This window comes from Streptomyces sp. NPDC054975 (assembly GCF_053609105.1).
Map to the genome: position 1 here is coordinate 62659 of NZ_JBSGWV010000009.1, position 14135 is coordinate 76793.

Annotated in this window: 12 protein-coding genes; 6 read left to right on the top strand and 6 right to left on the bottom strand. The window is 73.9% G+C overall.

Going from position 1 to position 14135, the window contains the following annotated elements:
* The first annotated feature begins 169 nt into the window (after positions 1-169).
* The 4 genes from ACWF79_RS12320 (at position 170) to ACWF79_RS12335 (ending at position 4082) form a co-directional block, all read left to right on the top strand.
* On the top strand, positions 170-1027 hold the full coding sequence (locus tag ACWF79_RS12320) for a hypothetical protein (RefSeq protein ID WP_453728011.1): 858 nt from the start codon (positions 170-172) through the stop codon (positions 1025-1027).
* Positions 1011-2195: a hypothetical protein gene (locus ACWF79_RS12325; RefSeq protein ID WP_453728012.1), complete on the top strand. Its 1185-nt coding sequence runs from the start codon at positions 1011-1013 to the stop codon at positions 2193-2195. The genes ACWF79_RS12320 and ACWF79_RS12325 overlap by 17 nt, the downstream gene beginning before the upstream one ends.
* Positions 2196-2280: 85 nt before the next feature.
* A complete protein-coding gene (locus tag ACWF79_RS12330) occupies positions 2281-3195 on the top strand; it encodes a pseudouridine-5'-phosphate glycosidase (protein WP_453728013.1) in 915 nt (304 codons plus the stop codon).
* Positions 3192-4082 (top strand): carbohydrate kinase family protein, encoded by an 891-nt coding sequence (locus ACWF79_RS12335; protein ID WP_453728014.1) that lies wholly within the window; start codon positions 3192-3194, stop codon positions 4080-4082. The genes ACWF79_RS12330 and ACWF79_RS12335 overlap by 4 nt, the downstream gene beginning before the upstream one ends.
* Positions 4083-4148: 66 nt before the next feature.
* Here ACWF79_RS12335 and ACWF79_RS12340 read toward each other — a convergent pair whose 3' ends face one another.
* On the bottom strand, positions 4149-4784 hold the full coding sequence (locus tag ACWF79_RS12340; protein ID WP_453728015.1) for a uridine kinase: 636 nt from the start codon (positions 4782-4784) through the stop codon (positions 4149-4151).
* 13 nt (positions 4785-4797) lie between these two features.
* Positions 4798-5490 (bottom strand): winged helix-turn-helix transcriptional regulator, encoded by a 693-nt coding sequence (locus ACWF79_RS12345; protein WP_453728016.1) that lies wholly within the window; start codon positions 5488-5490, stop codon positions 4798-4800.
* 83 nt (positions 5491-5573) lie between these two features.
* Between ACWF79_RS12345 and ACWF79_RS12350 the strand changes: the two genes are divergently transcribed.
* Positions 5574-6785, top strand: coding sequence for a pyridoxal phosphate-dependent aminotransferase (locus tag ACWF79_RS12350; RefSeq protein WP_453728017.1), 1212 nt, complete (start codon positions 5574-5576; stop codon positions 6783-6785).
* A 372-nt stretch (positions 6786-7157) separates the two neighbouring features.
* On the opposite strand, the gene ACWF79_RS12355 is transcribed toward ACWF79_RS12350, so the two are convergent.
* Positions 7158-7892, bottom strand: coding sequence for a DUF7873 family protein (locus ACWF79_RS12355; protein WP_453728018.1), 735 nt, complete (start codon positions 7890-7892; stop codon positions 7158-7160).
* Between the two features lie 156 nt (positions 7893-8048).
* Between ACWF79_RS12355 and ACWF79_RS12360 the strand changes: the two genes are divergently transcribed.
* Complete coding sequence (locus ACWF79_RS12360; protein ID WP_453728019.1) at positions 8049-8708, top strand: DUF2293 domain-containing protein; 660 nt, start codon at positions 8049-8051, stop codon at positions 8706-8708.
* A gap of 24 nt (positions 8709-8732) precedes the next feature.
* Here the strand turns inward: ACWF79_RS12360 and ACWF79_RS12365 are convergent, their stop codons facing one another.
* The 3 genes from ACWF79_RS12365 to ACWF79_RS12375 form a co-directional block, all read right to left on the bottom strand.
* Positions 8733-9524, bottom strand: coding sequence for a chaplin (locus ACWF79_RS12365; RefSeq protein WP_453728020.1), 792 nt, complete (start codon positions 9522-9524; stop codon positions 8733-8735).
* A 279-nt stretch (positions 9525-9803) separates the two neighbouring features.
* Positions 9804-11093: an SWIM zinc finger family protein gene (locus ACWF79_RS12370; protein ID WP_453728021.1), complete on the bottom strand. Its 1290-nt coding sequence runs from the start codon at positions 11091-11093 to the stop codon at positions 9804-9806.
* The gene (locus tag ACWF79_RS12375) at positions 11090-14008 is read right to left on the bottom strand and encodes a DEAD/DEAH box helicase (RefSeq protein ID WP_453728022.1); all 2919 of its coding nucleotides are present in this window, start codon (positions 14006-14008) and stop codon (positions 11090-11092) included. Before ACWF79_RS12375 ends, ACWF79_RS12370 begins: the two co-directional genes overlap by 4 nt.
* Positions 14009-14135: the final 127 nt, after the last annotated feature.

The following is a 14135-nucleotide window of genomic DNA, read 5'->3' on the forward strand; positions in this document are numbered from 1 at the left end:
CCGGGGGTGGCGGGGGAGGTTACGGACCGATGTCCCCGCTGGTCACGCGTGGCGCCTTTGGTGCGCCCAATGTTGGTCGGGGGGAATCCGCCGAGCCCCCTGTCCCGCTTGGCGTGCGCGCGTCAAACTCCCTCGTGACCTCCTCCCCCACCTCCGACAGGAGAGTGCGATGCCCGCGATATCCCTCACCCCCCGCACCGCCCGCCGCACCGCGGTCCTGACCACCGCCGCGCTCCTCGCCGTCGTCGGCGCCGCCCCCACCGCCCAGGCCGCCGCCGGCCCGGACGCCCGCCAGTCGCCGGCCCCCGGCGCCTCCTACAAGGCCGCGCACGACACCCTCGGCCCGCAGCGCCTCACCCCGGCCCAGCAGAGACTGAGCGCCGCCAAGGAGGCCCAGGCGGCCAGAGGCTTCGACGGTGTCCGCACCCGGGCCGCGCTCGCCGGCTACAAGCTCTCCGGCGGGCTCCACCAGTCGCAGAAGAACTCGTACTGGTGCGGACCCGCCACCCTCGTGATCACCCAGTCCGCCCGCGACGAGGTCGCGGGCCGCTCGCAGCAGGACGCGGCGACCCTGCTCAAGACCACCACCAACGGCACGGCCTGGTACGGCATCAACATCAACGTGCCCAACCCGACCGGCTATCCGATGGCGGACGCGCTGAACAACCGCCTCCCCGGGGCCGGTTACGTACCCAAGGCGCTGCCGTACACCCCGACCGCCACCGACAAGGCGAACTTCAAGCAGCACATCACCCACAACACCGACAACGACTACGCGATAGCGGGCAACGCCTGGGAGGTCCCGGGCGGCCCCCACCTCGTCGGCCACCCGAACATCGAGATATTCCACTGGGTCTCGATCGACGGCTACAACACGGACACCGCCGCCGGACAGGTCAACTACCTCGACCCGGTGGGCGGGGTGAGCACCAGCGTGATCTCGTGGGCGGGCTCCGTCCCCAAGTCGGCACGCATCTCGTCCGACACCATCACCACCATCATGGGCGGCCGTGGCTACGTCTGGTAGGCCGCCCGGGCCGTCCTCGCCCACCAGGGCCCGGGCCCTCGCCCTGCTGCTGACGGGCCTCCTGTTCGCGGGGTGCTCGTCGGCACGGCCCGGACCGGACCCGACGCCGGACCGGCGGTCCACCGCCCCTGCGCCCCGGCCGACGGCGCCGGCCGTGCTGAGCGCCGCGTGCGAGGTGGGCCTGCCCGCCGCGTGGCGCTCCGCGCTCGCCGCGGGCGAGCTGCGCACCCCCGCCGGAGAACGGGCGGTGCTGACCGACACCGGTCCCGGCTGGACGGCCGTCCAGCTCACCGCCGGCGACCGCCGCCGGGCCGCCCTCGTACGCGGAGGCGGCGAACCCCCCGGCGAGCCCCGCACCTTGCTCGACCTCGCCGACCCGGTCGAACACCAGCTGCTCGCGGCCGACTTCGACGGACGCCGCTGGGCCGCGTTCGCCGTCCTGGAAGGCCGGACCCTGGACAGCCCGTGGAGCCTTTACGTGTGGGACGCCGAGACGGGTACGTCCCGCCGGCTCGCCCGCGCCGACCGCCCGGGCCCCCTCCCCCAGCCGGTCGTGCGCGACGGCACGGTCCACTGGACGCAGGGGGTCGGCGAGGGAAAGGCCACGGTGTACGCGGCCCCCGCAGCCGGCGGCGCCCCACGCGCTGTGCGTACGGGTGTGATGGACACGCCGTTCGCCGCGGGCGCGCTGCTCGCGTGGCGCGAGTCGGTGGGCTCCGGAACCCGGCTGGCCGCCGTCTCCCTCACGGACGGCAGACCCGCCCCGCTGCCCGGACCTCTGGCCGCGCTCCGGGACATCCGCTCCGTCGTCTCCGACGGCGGGACCTGGGCCTGGGTCGAGGGCGAGTCCGCGCCCCGGCTCATGGTGTGGCGGTCGGGCGACGCGCGGCCGACGGCCGTCGTGACCACCTCCCCGGCCGTCGACGGCATGGACCAACTGCGCATCAGCGGCCGTCTGGTCACCTGGCGCACCCCGGAGACCTCGTACGCCCTGGACCTGAGCGCGGGCTCGTACGCACGGATCACTCCGGCGTACGGCTACGCCCAGGCCAGGGGCGGCGCGCTGGCGGTGGCGTACAGCCTCGGCAACGCCAAGACCGCCGGCTCCCGCCCGGTGATCCAGGTGGTCGACGCGGGCCGACTGCCCGGCCTGCCGCGCTGTGGCTGAAACACGCCACCGGTGCGGGCCCGTGTCCCGCTCGCACCCCGCGCCGGGAGGTTTGAGTGGTGTCCGGTCGCGCCAGGAATGGGACATGTCCACACAGGTGTCCGAAGAGGTGCGGGAGGCGCTCCGTGCGGGGCGGCCCGTTGTCGCGTTGGAGTCCACGATCATCGCCCACGGGCTGCCGCGCCCGCGCAATCTGGCCGTGGCAAAGGAGCTTGAGTCCCTGGTACGGGACGGCGGCGCCGTGCCCGCGACGATCGCGGTGATCGACGGGGTGGCGCATGTCGGGCTCGACGAGGGCGGATTGGTCCGGATCGCCGAGGACCCGGCGGTGCGGAAGCTGGGCCACCGCGATCTCGCGCCCGCACTCGCGACGGGGGTGACCGGGGCGACGACGGTCTCCGCGACGGCGTGGCTGGCGGACGCGGCCGGTATCCGGGTCTTCGCGACCGGCGGGCTCGGCGGGGTGCACCGCGAGTGGACCGAGACCCAGGACGAGTCGGCCGATCTGCGGCTCCTCTCCCGGGTCGGGATCACGGTGGTGTGCGCGGGGGTCAAGTCGATCCTCGACGTCCCGGCGACGCTGCAGCGCCTCGAAACCCTGGGCGTGACGGTGGTCGGATACGGGACGGAGCACTTCCCCGGCTTCTATCTGGCCTCCTCCGGGGAGCCGGTCGACTGGACGCTGCGGACGCCCGAGGAGGTCGCGGGCGTGATACGGGCGAAGGACGCCCTCGGCGAGCCGCACGCCGCGCTGATCGTCGCCAACCCGGTGCCGGTGGACGAGCAGCTGGATCCGGCCCTGCACGACCGGGTCCTCGCACAGGGCCTCACGGCGGCGAAGGACAAGGGCATCGGCGGGCAGGCCGTGACGCCGTTCCTGCTGGAGTACCTGATGGTGCACACGGACGGCGCGTCCCTGGAGGCGAACCTCGCGGCGGTGCGCGGCAACGTGCGGCTCGCCGCGCGGATCGCGGCGGCCCACGCCGCCGACGGCGAATGACCGGTCTGCTGGTCGTCGGTGACGTGGTCACCGACATCGTCGCCCGGCACCGGACGCCGCTGGCGCCCGCGACCGACACGGCCGCCGAGATCCGGCGCGTGCCGGGCGGAGCGGGGGCCAACGTGGCGTGCTGGGCGGCGCGTTCGGGCTGCCCGCAGGTACGGCTGCTGGGCCGGGTCGGCACGGACGAGGCCGGCTGGCACGACCTGGCGCTGCGCCGGGCGGGCGTGCGCCCGCTGCTCGTCCCGGACGCGGAGGCCGGTACGGCGACGGTGATATCCCTGGTCGACGCGAGCGCCGAGCGCACGTTCCTGACCGACAGCGGCGCGGCGCTGCGCCTCTCACCCGACGACTGGGCCGACACGTTCCTGGACGGGACGGCCCTGCTCCATCTCTCCGGGTATCTGTTCTTCGCCGAGTCGAGCCGTGCCGCCGCCCACCGGGCTGTGCGGGGCGCACGGGAGGCGGGGGTCCCGGTGAGCGTGGACCCGGCCTCCGTGGGGTTCCTGGAGAGGCTCGGGTCGGACCGGTTCCTGGCGGCCGCACGGGGCGTGCAGGCGCTGTTCCCGAACGCCGACGAGGCCCGGCTGCTCACCGGCCGCGCGGATCCGGCCGAGGCGGCGGAGGCCTTGAGCCGTACGTTCCCGCTCGTCGCGGTCACCCTGGGCGCCGCGGGCGCGCTGGTCGCCGAGGCGGGCGCGGTCACCGGTCGCGTACCGGCCCCGGACGTACGGCCGGTGGACTCCACGGGCGCGGGTGACGCCTTCACCGGCGCGTTCCTCGCGGCCCGGCTCGCGGGCGCGGACGCCGTGGAGGCCGCCGAGGCGGGCTGCCAGGCGGGGGCGGAGGCGGTGACGCTGGTGGGCGGCCGGCCGCCGTCGCCCTAGGTCGTGGCCGGCAACTCCGGCCTGGCTCGCGACGTCCTTCGGGCGGACGACCATACGGTCCGGACCCTAGCGGGGCAGGCCCGTCCAGGCGGGGTGGCGCGGGTCGTCGGCGCGCACGACCACGTCGGCGGCCTCGGACGGGCCGACCTCGTGCTCGTACCGCTCGTAGGCGGGCAGGGTCCAGGGCTCCTCGGTGCGGCGCGCGAGGGCTCCGGGCGAGAGCCTCAGATGCACGGTCGCGTCGAAGGGGAACCAGTGCCCGAGCAGGAACGGCCCGTGCACCACGAGGACTCCGCCCGGCGGTAGTTCGACGTAGGGGCTGCGGGTGGCGCGGTCGGTGACGGGGTCCCACAGGTCGGGCAGGACGCGTCCGCTGCCGCCTGCCTCCAGCGGCCCGAACACCTCGCGCCAGAGCGCTCCGGTGTCGAACCACCCGCTGTAGTACGAGTCGGGGTCCTGCTTCCCGTACTCGTAACGGAGTGACGCGGGCCGCAGGAACCCTTCGGTGCCGACGACGAGCACGGACCGGCCGCGCAGCCGCAGCGCCTCGGCGATGCGCTCGGCGGTCTCCCCGGCGGGCGCGGCGGGCGCCCCGTCGATGCCGACCTTCAGCCAGGCACTCCCGTCACCGGGGGTCGCGCCGTCGACGTGCGCGGCCAGGGCATCGGAGAGGCGCTCCCAGGTGATCGCTTCGAATCGCACGGGCCTGACCTTGTCACAGACCGGCCCCGCTCGCCCGCGAGCCGGGCGTGAGCCCCATGAGCTCCTCCGGGTGGGCCGGAGAGTGCGGCGGACCGGCGAGACCGCCGTCTCCGGTCACCTCGATCCGGCCGTCCCGTACCGCCTGGGCAAGTGTCGTCTCCCCGCCCGCGAGGGCCCGGCAGGTCGCGGAGTCCGTCCGCAGCAGCACGTCGGCGGGATCGGCCGGCGGTCCGTCACCGTACGCGGGCGGCCCGTCGCCCCCGACCCGTACGTGGAAATCCCCCTCGTCCACGGTCACATGCACCACACCCGCCACCACGCCCTCCAGGGCCCCGATGAGCGGGATGGCGAACCAGTGGGCGCGGACCGCGTCGGTGGGCCGGGGCTCCTGCAGTTCGGGCGCGCCCCACGCGGCCAGTGCCCGCAGGACGGGGAGCAGTTCACGCCCGCGCGGGGTGAGCTCGTAGACGTACGCCGAGACGGGCGGGGGCAGGCGGCGGCGCGTGACGACGGCGGCGCCCTCCATGTCCTTGAGCCGGCCGGCCAGCATGTCCGTACTGACGCCCGGCAGATCGGCGTGCAGATCCGTGTAGCGACGCGGCCCGGCGAGGAGTTCGCGGACGATCAGCAGCGTCCAGCGGTCGCCGACGACGTCGAGGGCACGGGCGGCGGCGCAGTACTGGTCATAGCTTCGGCGGCGGGGCATGCGACGCAGTCTAGACAAGTTGTTGGACTTTCCAAGCTCGAACTTGGTAAAACCAAGCATCAATAGTCTGGGGAGGTCGTCGCATGGAGTTCCGGCAGTCGAGCAAGCTGAGCGAGGTCTGTTACGAGATCCGGGGCCCGGTGATCGAGCACGCCAACGCCCTGGAGGAGGCGGGCCACAGCGTCCTGCGTCTCAACACCGGAAACCCCGCGCTCTTCGGCTTCGAGGCGCCCGAGGAGATCGTCCAGGACATGATCCGGATGCTCCCGAAGGCCCACGGCTACACCGATTCCCGCGGCATCCTCTCCGCCCGCCGGGCGGTCGCCCAGCGCTACCAGTCGATGGGACTGCCGGAGGTCGACGTCGACGACGTCTTTCTCGGCAACGGCGTCTCCGAGCTGGTCTCCATGGCCGTCCAGGCGCTTCTGGAGGACGGCGACGAGGTCCTGATCCCCGCCCCCGACTTCCCCCTGTGGACGGCGGTGACCACCCTCTCGGGCGGCAAGGCCGTGCACTACCTCTGCGACGAGTCGGCCGACTGGTACCCGGACCTGGACGACATGGCCGCGAAGATCACCGACCGCACCCGGGCCGTCGTGATCATCAACCCCAACAACCCCACGGGCGCGGTCTATCCGCGTGAGATCGTCGAGGGCATTCTCGACCTCGCCCGCCGCCACGGACTGATGGTCTTCGCCGACGAGATCTACGACCAGATCGTCTACGACGAGGCCGTCCACCACCCGGCCGCCTCCCTCGCCCCCGACCTCGTCGTGCTCACCTTCGGCGGGCTCTCCAAGACCTACCGCGTGGCCGGATTCCGGTCCGGCTGGCTGGTCGTGAGCGGTCCGCAGCAGCACGCGAAGAGCTACCTGGAGGGCCTGACCATGCTGGCCTCCATGCGGCTGTGCCCGAACGCCCCCGCCCAGTACGCCATTCAGGCCGCGCTCGGCGGCCGGCAGTCCATCCACGAGCTCACCGCCCCCGGCGGCAGGCTCCACGAGCAGCGCGACAAGGCCTGGGAGAAGCTCAACGAGATCCCCGGCGTCTCCTGCGTGAAGCCGAAGGGCGCGCTCTACGCCTTCCCGCGCCTCGACCCGAAGGTGCACCGGATCCACGACGACGAGAAGTTCGTCCTCGACCTGCTGCTGCGCGAGAAGATCCAGGTCGTGCAGGGCACGGGTTTCAACTGGCCCCGCCCGGACCACTTCCGCATCCTGACCCTGCCGTACGCCGACGACCTCGACGCGGCGATCAGCCGCATCGGCCGCTTCCTGAGCGGCTACCGGCAGTAGGTGGGCGCGCGGCCCGCGGAAAAGGAGCGGGTCCGAGGGCGTAGCCTGCCCCCGGACCCTGTTGATGCCACTCACATCACACGCCGGCACACTTGAGAGCCCGGGTCAGTCGTCATGGCGTCGCGTCCTGCCGTTGGACCACCGCCGATCGAGCTCGGCGGACCAGATTCGAACTGGCATTTCGACGCACCGGGGCCCGGGCCCGGTCGATCCGGCGATGAGCGGCGGATGCTGAATCTGGAGCAATAGTCTGAGTTTGAACGCGACCCTTCTCAGAAGGGCCGCGCATTCACGACAAGGCTCAGCTTCAGCTTTGCGCTCCTCGCGCACCCCGGCCGTGTGCTGTGGCCGGGGAGTTCATGGGTCTTCCCGCTACCCGAAGAGGTAGCCGAAGACGGCATCGCCGACCCGCTGGTCGGTGACCTCGGCGCTGTTCGCCTCCTCGCGGGCGTACTTCACCGCCTGCTGCAGCTTCTCCACCCGCTCCAGCAGCTCGTTGACGCGCCGGGCCGGCAGGGCGCCGGAGAACTTCACGGTGGTCCAGTAGCCGACCGGCACGTCCTCGTAGTAGACCTCGACCTGCGCCGGGTGCTTGTCCGTCGCCTCCGCCTTGACGTGGTTGCGCGGCACCTTCTTCGTCCGGACCGTCCGCACGACGTCGGTCTTCCACGCGTCGGTCGACGGGTCCTGCGTCCACGACTCGGCCGCGTCGAGGACGGGCAGCTTGCGGACGAAGGTGTGGATGTCCGTCAGCTGCTTCTCCAGGAACAGGAGATACGCGACGGGCACCTGGCCCACGAGCACGCGCCCGTCGACGGTGACGTCGGCGCGCGCCTCGCAGTTGGCCCAGTCCTTGGTGGCGGTCACATCGAACAGCCGCGTCAACGCCCGCGCGGTGTCACGGAGCACGTCCTCGGCCTTCACCTGCACCAGCGTGGACTCGGGCGGAAGCTGCTCGCCCTCCTCGTCCTTCGGCTGGTAGGTACGGGAGATCCCGGCGAGCAACGCGGGCTTCTGCAGCCCGTGGTGTGCCGCCGTCAGGTCCTGCTGCGCCCGGGACTTGACGCCCTTCTCCACTGCGATGATCTGATTGAGTTTCGTTGCCACGCGACAGACCCTAGAGGGCTGTGTGGCGATGAATCGAACGAATATTGACCGACACCACATGTGCGCGCCGAGGAGCGACGGCCGTGGGCACCGCCACCCGCCGGGCGCTCGGGTTCATCGCGGCGGCCGCGCCCGGAGTGCGCTGAGGAGGCCGCCGTGGACCTGGTCGCACCTGTCGTCGTCGAACCGCTCAAGCGCCGCCGCTGTTCGGAGTGTCTCCAGGGGCCTCTGGAGCGGATGATCGTCGAGTTCAACGCACCGGTCTGCCTGGACTGCGCGGACCTGGGCCATCTGGTGTTCCTGCGCCGCGGGAACACCGCCCTCACCCGCCGGGCACGGGAGGCAAGCACGCTGTGGGCGGTGGTCGTTCGGCACAACCGGCGCCGTACCCGGTACGAACGTCAGGGCCTCCTCGTCGAGGAGGCCGCGCTCGTCCGGGCCGAGGCGGCCTGTCTGGCGGACGCGGAGGCCCGGGCACGGCGGCGGGCCCGGGACGCGGCGCGCCGCGCGGAGCGGGACGCGGAGGTCACGGCGGCCCTGGAGGCCGAGATCCTGCGGCTGTTCCCGCGCTGTCCCGTGGACCGGGCCGCGGAGATCGCGGCCCACGCCTCCCGGAAGGGCAGCGGCCGGGTGGGGCGTACGGCGGCGGGGCGGGCGCTCGACCGGGGTGCGGTCACGGCCGCGGTGCGGGCCGCCGTACGGCATGTCGACACCGAGTACGACACGCTGCTCATGCGCGGGGTTCCCCGGCACCAGGCCCGGACGAGCGTCGCACCTGCCATCGAGGCGGTGCTCCGGGCCTGGCGCCCTGCGTGAGGACCGGAGGACCCGCGCCGGGCCTCAGACCTGCGCGCCCGCGCGACGCGACCGGCGGTAGACCAGCGCGCCCCCGAGCAGCAGCGCCGCGGCGGCCGGTGCGGCGTAGCCGACCACGTCCGAACCGGTGCTGGCGAGTTCGACCGACTCGCCCTGCGGGCCGGGCGCCGGGGCGGGAGCGGGGGCCGGGACCTCCGCCTCGTCGTCGACCGGGGTGGGCAGCGGCTTCGGCGGCACCGGCGGCTTCGGCTCCTCGCCCGGCCCCTCGTGCTCGCCGGGGCCGTTGACGGCGGTGTTGCCGAAGACCGGGTTGCCGATGCCGACGACGTTGACCGAGTTGCCGCTCACGTTGACGGGGAGGTCGATCGGCAGCTGGACGCCGTTGCCGGAGAGCACGCCGGGCGAGCCCTGCGCGAGTCCCTCGGCGGTGGCGCCGCCACCGTTGGAGGATCCGTCGCGGTGCGAGCCGCCGTGGGAGCCCCCGCCGTTGTGCCCGCCGCTGCGGGGAGTGCCGGGCAGGTCCTTGTGGGACCTGCCGCCGCCCTCGGCGTCCGAGCCGTACCCGTCGGACGAGCTCGTGTTCGCACAGCGGTTGCCCATGGCGGGGTTGAGCAGTCCGACGACGTTGACGGTGTTCCCGCAGACGTTGACCGGGACGTGCACCGGCAGCTGAACCGCGTTGCCGGAGCCGACGCCCGGCGAACCGACAGCGGCGCCCTGCGCACCGGAGCCGGCGTGCGCGGCGCCCGCCGAGAGCGCGAGCGCGCCACCCGTGACCATCAGTGTGGCCAGACCACTTCGGCGAATCTGCCTCATGGCTTCCTGCCTTCCGGAGGTGTTCACGGGCATTCGCCCGTACCGCAATTAACGCGATCGTGGCGAGGCCGGATCAGGCCGTTGGCGGGTTTCACTCCATCGAGTGGGAATGACCTCGAACGGACGGGGCAGCCCCTGCCGTTCGAACGACAAACGTCAGCCGATCGGCGGTCGGCTGGATGGACGGCCGGTGGTGGGTGGGTCGGGCCGGTGATCAGTTGGCTGGGGGCCGGTGGTCAGTTGGCCGGGCCGGTGGTCGGTGGGTCGGTTGGTCGTTGGTCAGCGGCCCAGCAGGTCCGTGAGGGCGCCGACGGGATCGGCGTCGGGGGTGCCGCGTGGCCACCAGTCCTCACGGTCGGCGTCCGACTCGTAGCCGTACCAGAGGCCGTCGCGGCCGAACCGGAGCTGGAGGGACCGGGTCGACAGGCGGTTGCGCCAGGGGCGGAAGGCCGGGAAGTCGGCGGCGAGCAAGGCGGGGCGGGCCCGGTCGAAGGGGCCGGCCGGCGGGTCCCAGGGCTCTTCGAGGACGGTGAGTCCGGCCATTCCGCCCTGTCGCCAGGCGGCGACGGCGCGCGCCAGGTCGGTGGGGGTGCGGTCGAGGGCGTGCGCCAGGTCGCGGTAGAGCGCGCGGGTGGAGGCCGTGAGCCCGGAGCCGGGGTGGGCGGCGGCCAGCCGGACGGCGTCCTGCCACGGGGTGAGCGCCGCGACGGGGTCGTGGCCGGTGGTCAGAAAGGCGTGCGCGCGGGCGGCGGCCTCCGTCGCGAGCAGGTCCAGGGCGAGGGGGTCGGGGGCGTGGGGGTCCGGCGGATAGGCGGGAGGGCGGCCGGGCTGGGCGGGCGCCGGGAGCGGCGGCGGCAGCGGCAGGGCGTGGCCCGTCTGCGGGGCGAGGACGGTGCGGGCCGGGACGGTCGCCATCGGCGGTGCGGTCGCGCTCGCCTCGGCCGCGGAGCGGGCCGCGTTGCGGTGGGTGAGGGCGGCCAGGATCTCCTGCTCGCCGCGCCCCCGCATCAGGAAGAGGACGAACGGGTCCTCGTCGAGGAGCCGGGCCGACTGGTAGCAGAGGGCCGCCGCGTGCTTGCAGGGGAAGCCGTCGTCCGGGCAGGAGCAGTCGGGGACGAGGTCGCCGGGGGCGGGCAGCAGACCGGTGACGGCCTCCAGGGCGTGCGGGACGTCCTTGTCGAGGAGGGCCGCGATGTGGTCGGGACGGGCGGCGACCTCGTCCAGGAACCGCTCCCAGCCGTCGTCGCCAAGGGTCCGCAGGCGGATCTCCGTGCGGTACGGGCGGGGGCGGGTGCCGTGGACGTACGCGATGACGCGGCCGGGAGTGACCGTGATCGCGTCGACGTGGCCGCGCCCCGCGTACGCCTTTCCGCGGGCCAGCCGAGCCGGGTCGAGGGCGGTGTCCTCCAGGGCCTCCACCCAGGCGTTGCCCCACCAGGTGGCGGCGAACCGGCCGTCCGGCGCCTCGCGCGGCGCGAGCGCGGGGAACGTGCGGCGCAGGTCGTCGTGGCGAGGGCCGGCGAACCTTCCGCCCCCGGGGCGTGGCGAGGAGCCGGAGCGGCGGTTCATGACGGCCTCCTCAAGGACACCAGGTCGGCCAGCTCACGGTCGGTCAGTTCGGTCAGGGCGGCCTCTCCGGAGCCGAGGACGGCGTCGGCCAGGGCGCGCTTGGCGCGCAGCATCTCGGCGATGGTGTCCTCCACCGTGCCCTCGGCGATCAGCCGGTGGACCTGGACGGGCTGGGTCTGGCCGATGCGGTAGGCCCGGTCGGTGGCCTGCTCCTCGACGGCCGGGTTCCACCAGCGGTCGAAGTGGACGACGTGCCCGGCGCGGGTGAGGTTGAGGCCCGTGCCCGCCGCCTTCAGGGACAGCAGGAAGACGGGCACGTCGCCGGACTGGAAGCGGTCGACCATGCGCTCGCGCTCGGCCACGGGCGTCCCGCCGTGGAGGAGTTGGGCCGGGATCGCCCGGGCGGCCAGGTGGTCGGCGAGCAGCCGGGCCATGGAGACGTACTGGGTGAAGACGAGCACGGAGCCGCCCTCGGCCAGGATCGTGTCGAGGAGCTCGTCGAGCAGGGCGAGTTTGCCGGAGCGTCCGGCGAGCCTGGCCGTGCCGCCGCCCTTGGCCGTCTGCTCCTTGAGGTACTGGGCGGGGTGGTTGCAGATCTGCTTGAGCGAGGTGAGCAGCTTCATGACGAGTCCGCGGCGGGCGATGCCTTGGGCGCCCTCGATCTGCGCCATGGTCTCCCGGACCACCGCCTCGTAGAGCGAGGCCTGCTCGCGGGTGAGGGCCACGGGGTGGTCGGACTCGGTCTTGGGCGGCAGTTCGGGGACGATGCCGGGGTCGGACTTGCGGCGGCGCAGGAGGAAGGGCCTGACGAGGCGGGCGAGGCGCTCGACCGCCTCCTCGTTCTCGATCTCCTCGCTGTTCTCCACGGCTCGCGCGTGGCGGGAGCGGAAGGCCTTGAGGGGGCCGAGGAGGCCGGGGGTGGTCCAGTCGAGCAGAGCCCACAGCTCGGAGAGGTTGTTCTCCACGGGGGTGCCCGTGAGGGCGACGCGCGCCGCCGTGGGGATCGTGCGCAGCGCCTTGGCCGTGGCGGAGAAGGGGTTCTTGACGTGCTGCGCCTCGTCGGCGACGACCATCCCCCACTCCAGCTCGGCCAGGTGGGGCGCGCTGGTCCGAAGGGTGCCGTAGGTGGTGAGGACGAAGCCGGCCGGGCCGGAGTCGGGGGCGAGTCCGTCGAGGGAGCGGTCCGCGCCGTGGAAGCGGCGCACGTGGACGCCGGGGGCGAAGCGCTGGATCTCCCGCTGCCAGTTGCCCAGCAGGGAGGCGGGACAGACGACCAGGGTGGGGGCGGGGCGGGCCCGGCGCAGATGGAGGGCGATGAGGGTGACCGTCTTGCCGAGGCCCATGTCGTCGGCGAGGCAGCCGCCGAGTCCGAGCGAGGTCATCAGGTCGAGCCAGGCCAGCCCCCGCAGCTGGTAGTCGCGGAGGGTGGCGTCGAGGCCGGCGGGGGCCTCGACGTCTTCGGGCCCTGCGACGAGCCGGTCGCGGAGTGCCGCGAGGGCGCCGACGGGCACGGCGCGGACGGTCTCGCCGTCCACCTCCGCGGTGCCGCTGAGGGCGACCGCGAGGGCGTCGACGGGCTCCAGCAGGCCGAGTTCGCGCTTGCGGGCCTTGCGGACCAGGTCGGGGTCGACGACCACCCACTGGTCACGCAGTCGCACGATGGGCCGGTGGGACTCGGCGAGCGCGTCCATCTCCCGCTCGGTGAGCGGGTCGCCGTCGAGGGCCAACTGCCAGTTGAAGCGGAGCAGTTCCGCGCTGTCGAAGAACGCCGTGCCGTCGGTGGCGGAGCCCGGGGCGGCGATGGGCGGCCGGACGACGGCGGAGGCGCTGAGCGAGCGGGCCAGTTCACGCGGCCAGTGGACGGCCACCCCGGCGTCGGCGAGACGGGCGGCGGCGGGGCCGAGCAGCTCGTACAGCTCGTCCTCGGTGACGGCGAGGACATCGGGGACGTCGCGCTCCAGGAGCCTGCCGAGCGGTGGCCAGACGCGGGCCGCTCGGCGCAGCGCGAGGACGGCGTCGATCCGGGCACGCGGCCCGAAGAGCTCTTCGCCGTCGCCCGCCCAGAGGGCGGCGGCGTCGATGACGAGGGTGGGGTCGGCGAGGCTGTGGACCTGGAGGAGGGCCGCGGCGGCCTGCCGCTCGTCGCCACCCTCCTCGGCGATGTCGAAGAGCTCGTACCCGGCGAGGTCGAGGCGGAGCGAGACCCGGACCCCGGCGTCCATGCCGGCCGCGGCCTCGGCCGCCCAGGCACGCGCGCGGGGCAGGTGCTGGGGGGCGCGCGCCGCGAACGGCGCACCGGCCGCGTGGGCGGCGGCAGGCGTACGGGGCAGGGTGTCGGCGACGGCGTCGAGGAAGGCCCGCACCAGCGCCTCCGGCTCGGGCAGCTGGAGCGGGCTGCGGCCGGCCACGGGCACCGCGTGGGCTTCGTGGGGCATGGCGGCGGCGACGGCCCGCAGGTGCGCGATGTCGTCGGCGTCCAGCGGCCCCGCCCGCCAGGCGTCGAAGTCGTCGGCGGTGAGTCCCGGCAGCAGCCTGCCTCGCGCGGCGAGGTGCAGGGCATGGAGGGCGGCGGCGCCCCAGCAGGCGGTCGCGGGATGGGCCTGGGGGTGGTGGCGGGCGGCGACCAGATGCGGAAGGGCCTCGGCGACACCGAGGACGACGGCGGGCACCGTGCGGCTGCGCACTCCGGCACCGTGTCGCCGTACCACGGTGAGCTCGGTCAGCTCCTCGGCCGCACGCGTACGCGCGTCCACAGCACCCAGCGGGCCCGCGGATCCGGCCTCGTCGCCGCGGCTCCCGCCCGGCGAGACCGGCAGGGGGCCGCCTTCAGGGGCCCAGAAGGCGACCCGGCCCTCCCGGGGCAGCGCGGCAGGGAGGAAGACGGCGGCGCACGTCTGCCAGCTGTGTGCGGTCACGACCCTGCTCACCTCCCGTTCCCCGACGGATTCCGACTGGATCTCCGACCTTACGGGTGGGGTCTGACAACGGGCCCTCGCGCCGCTTCGCCCGGGCGGCCCAGCAGCGGATGACAGCCCGGCCGGC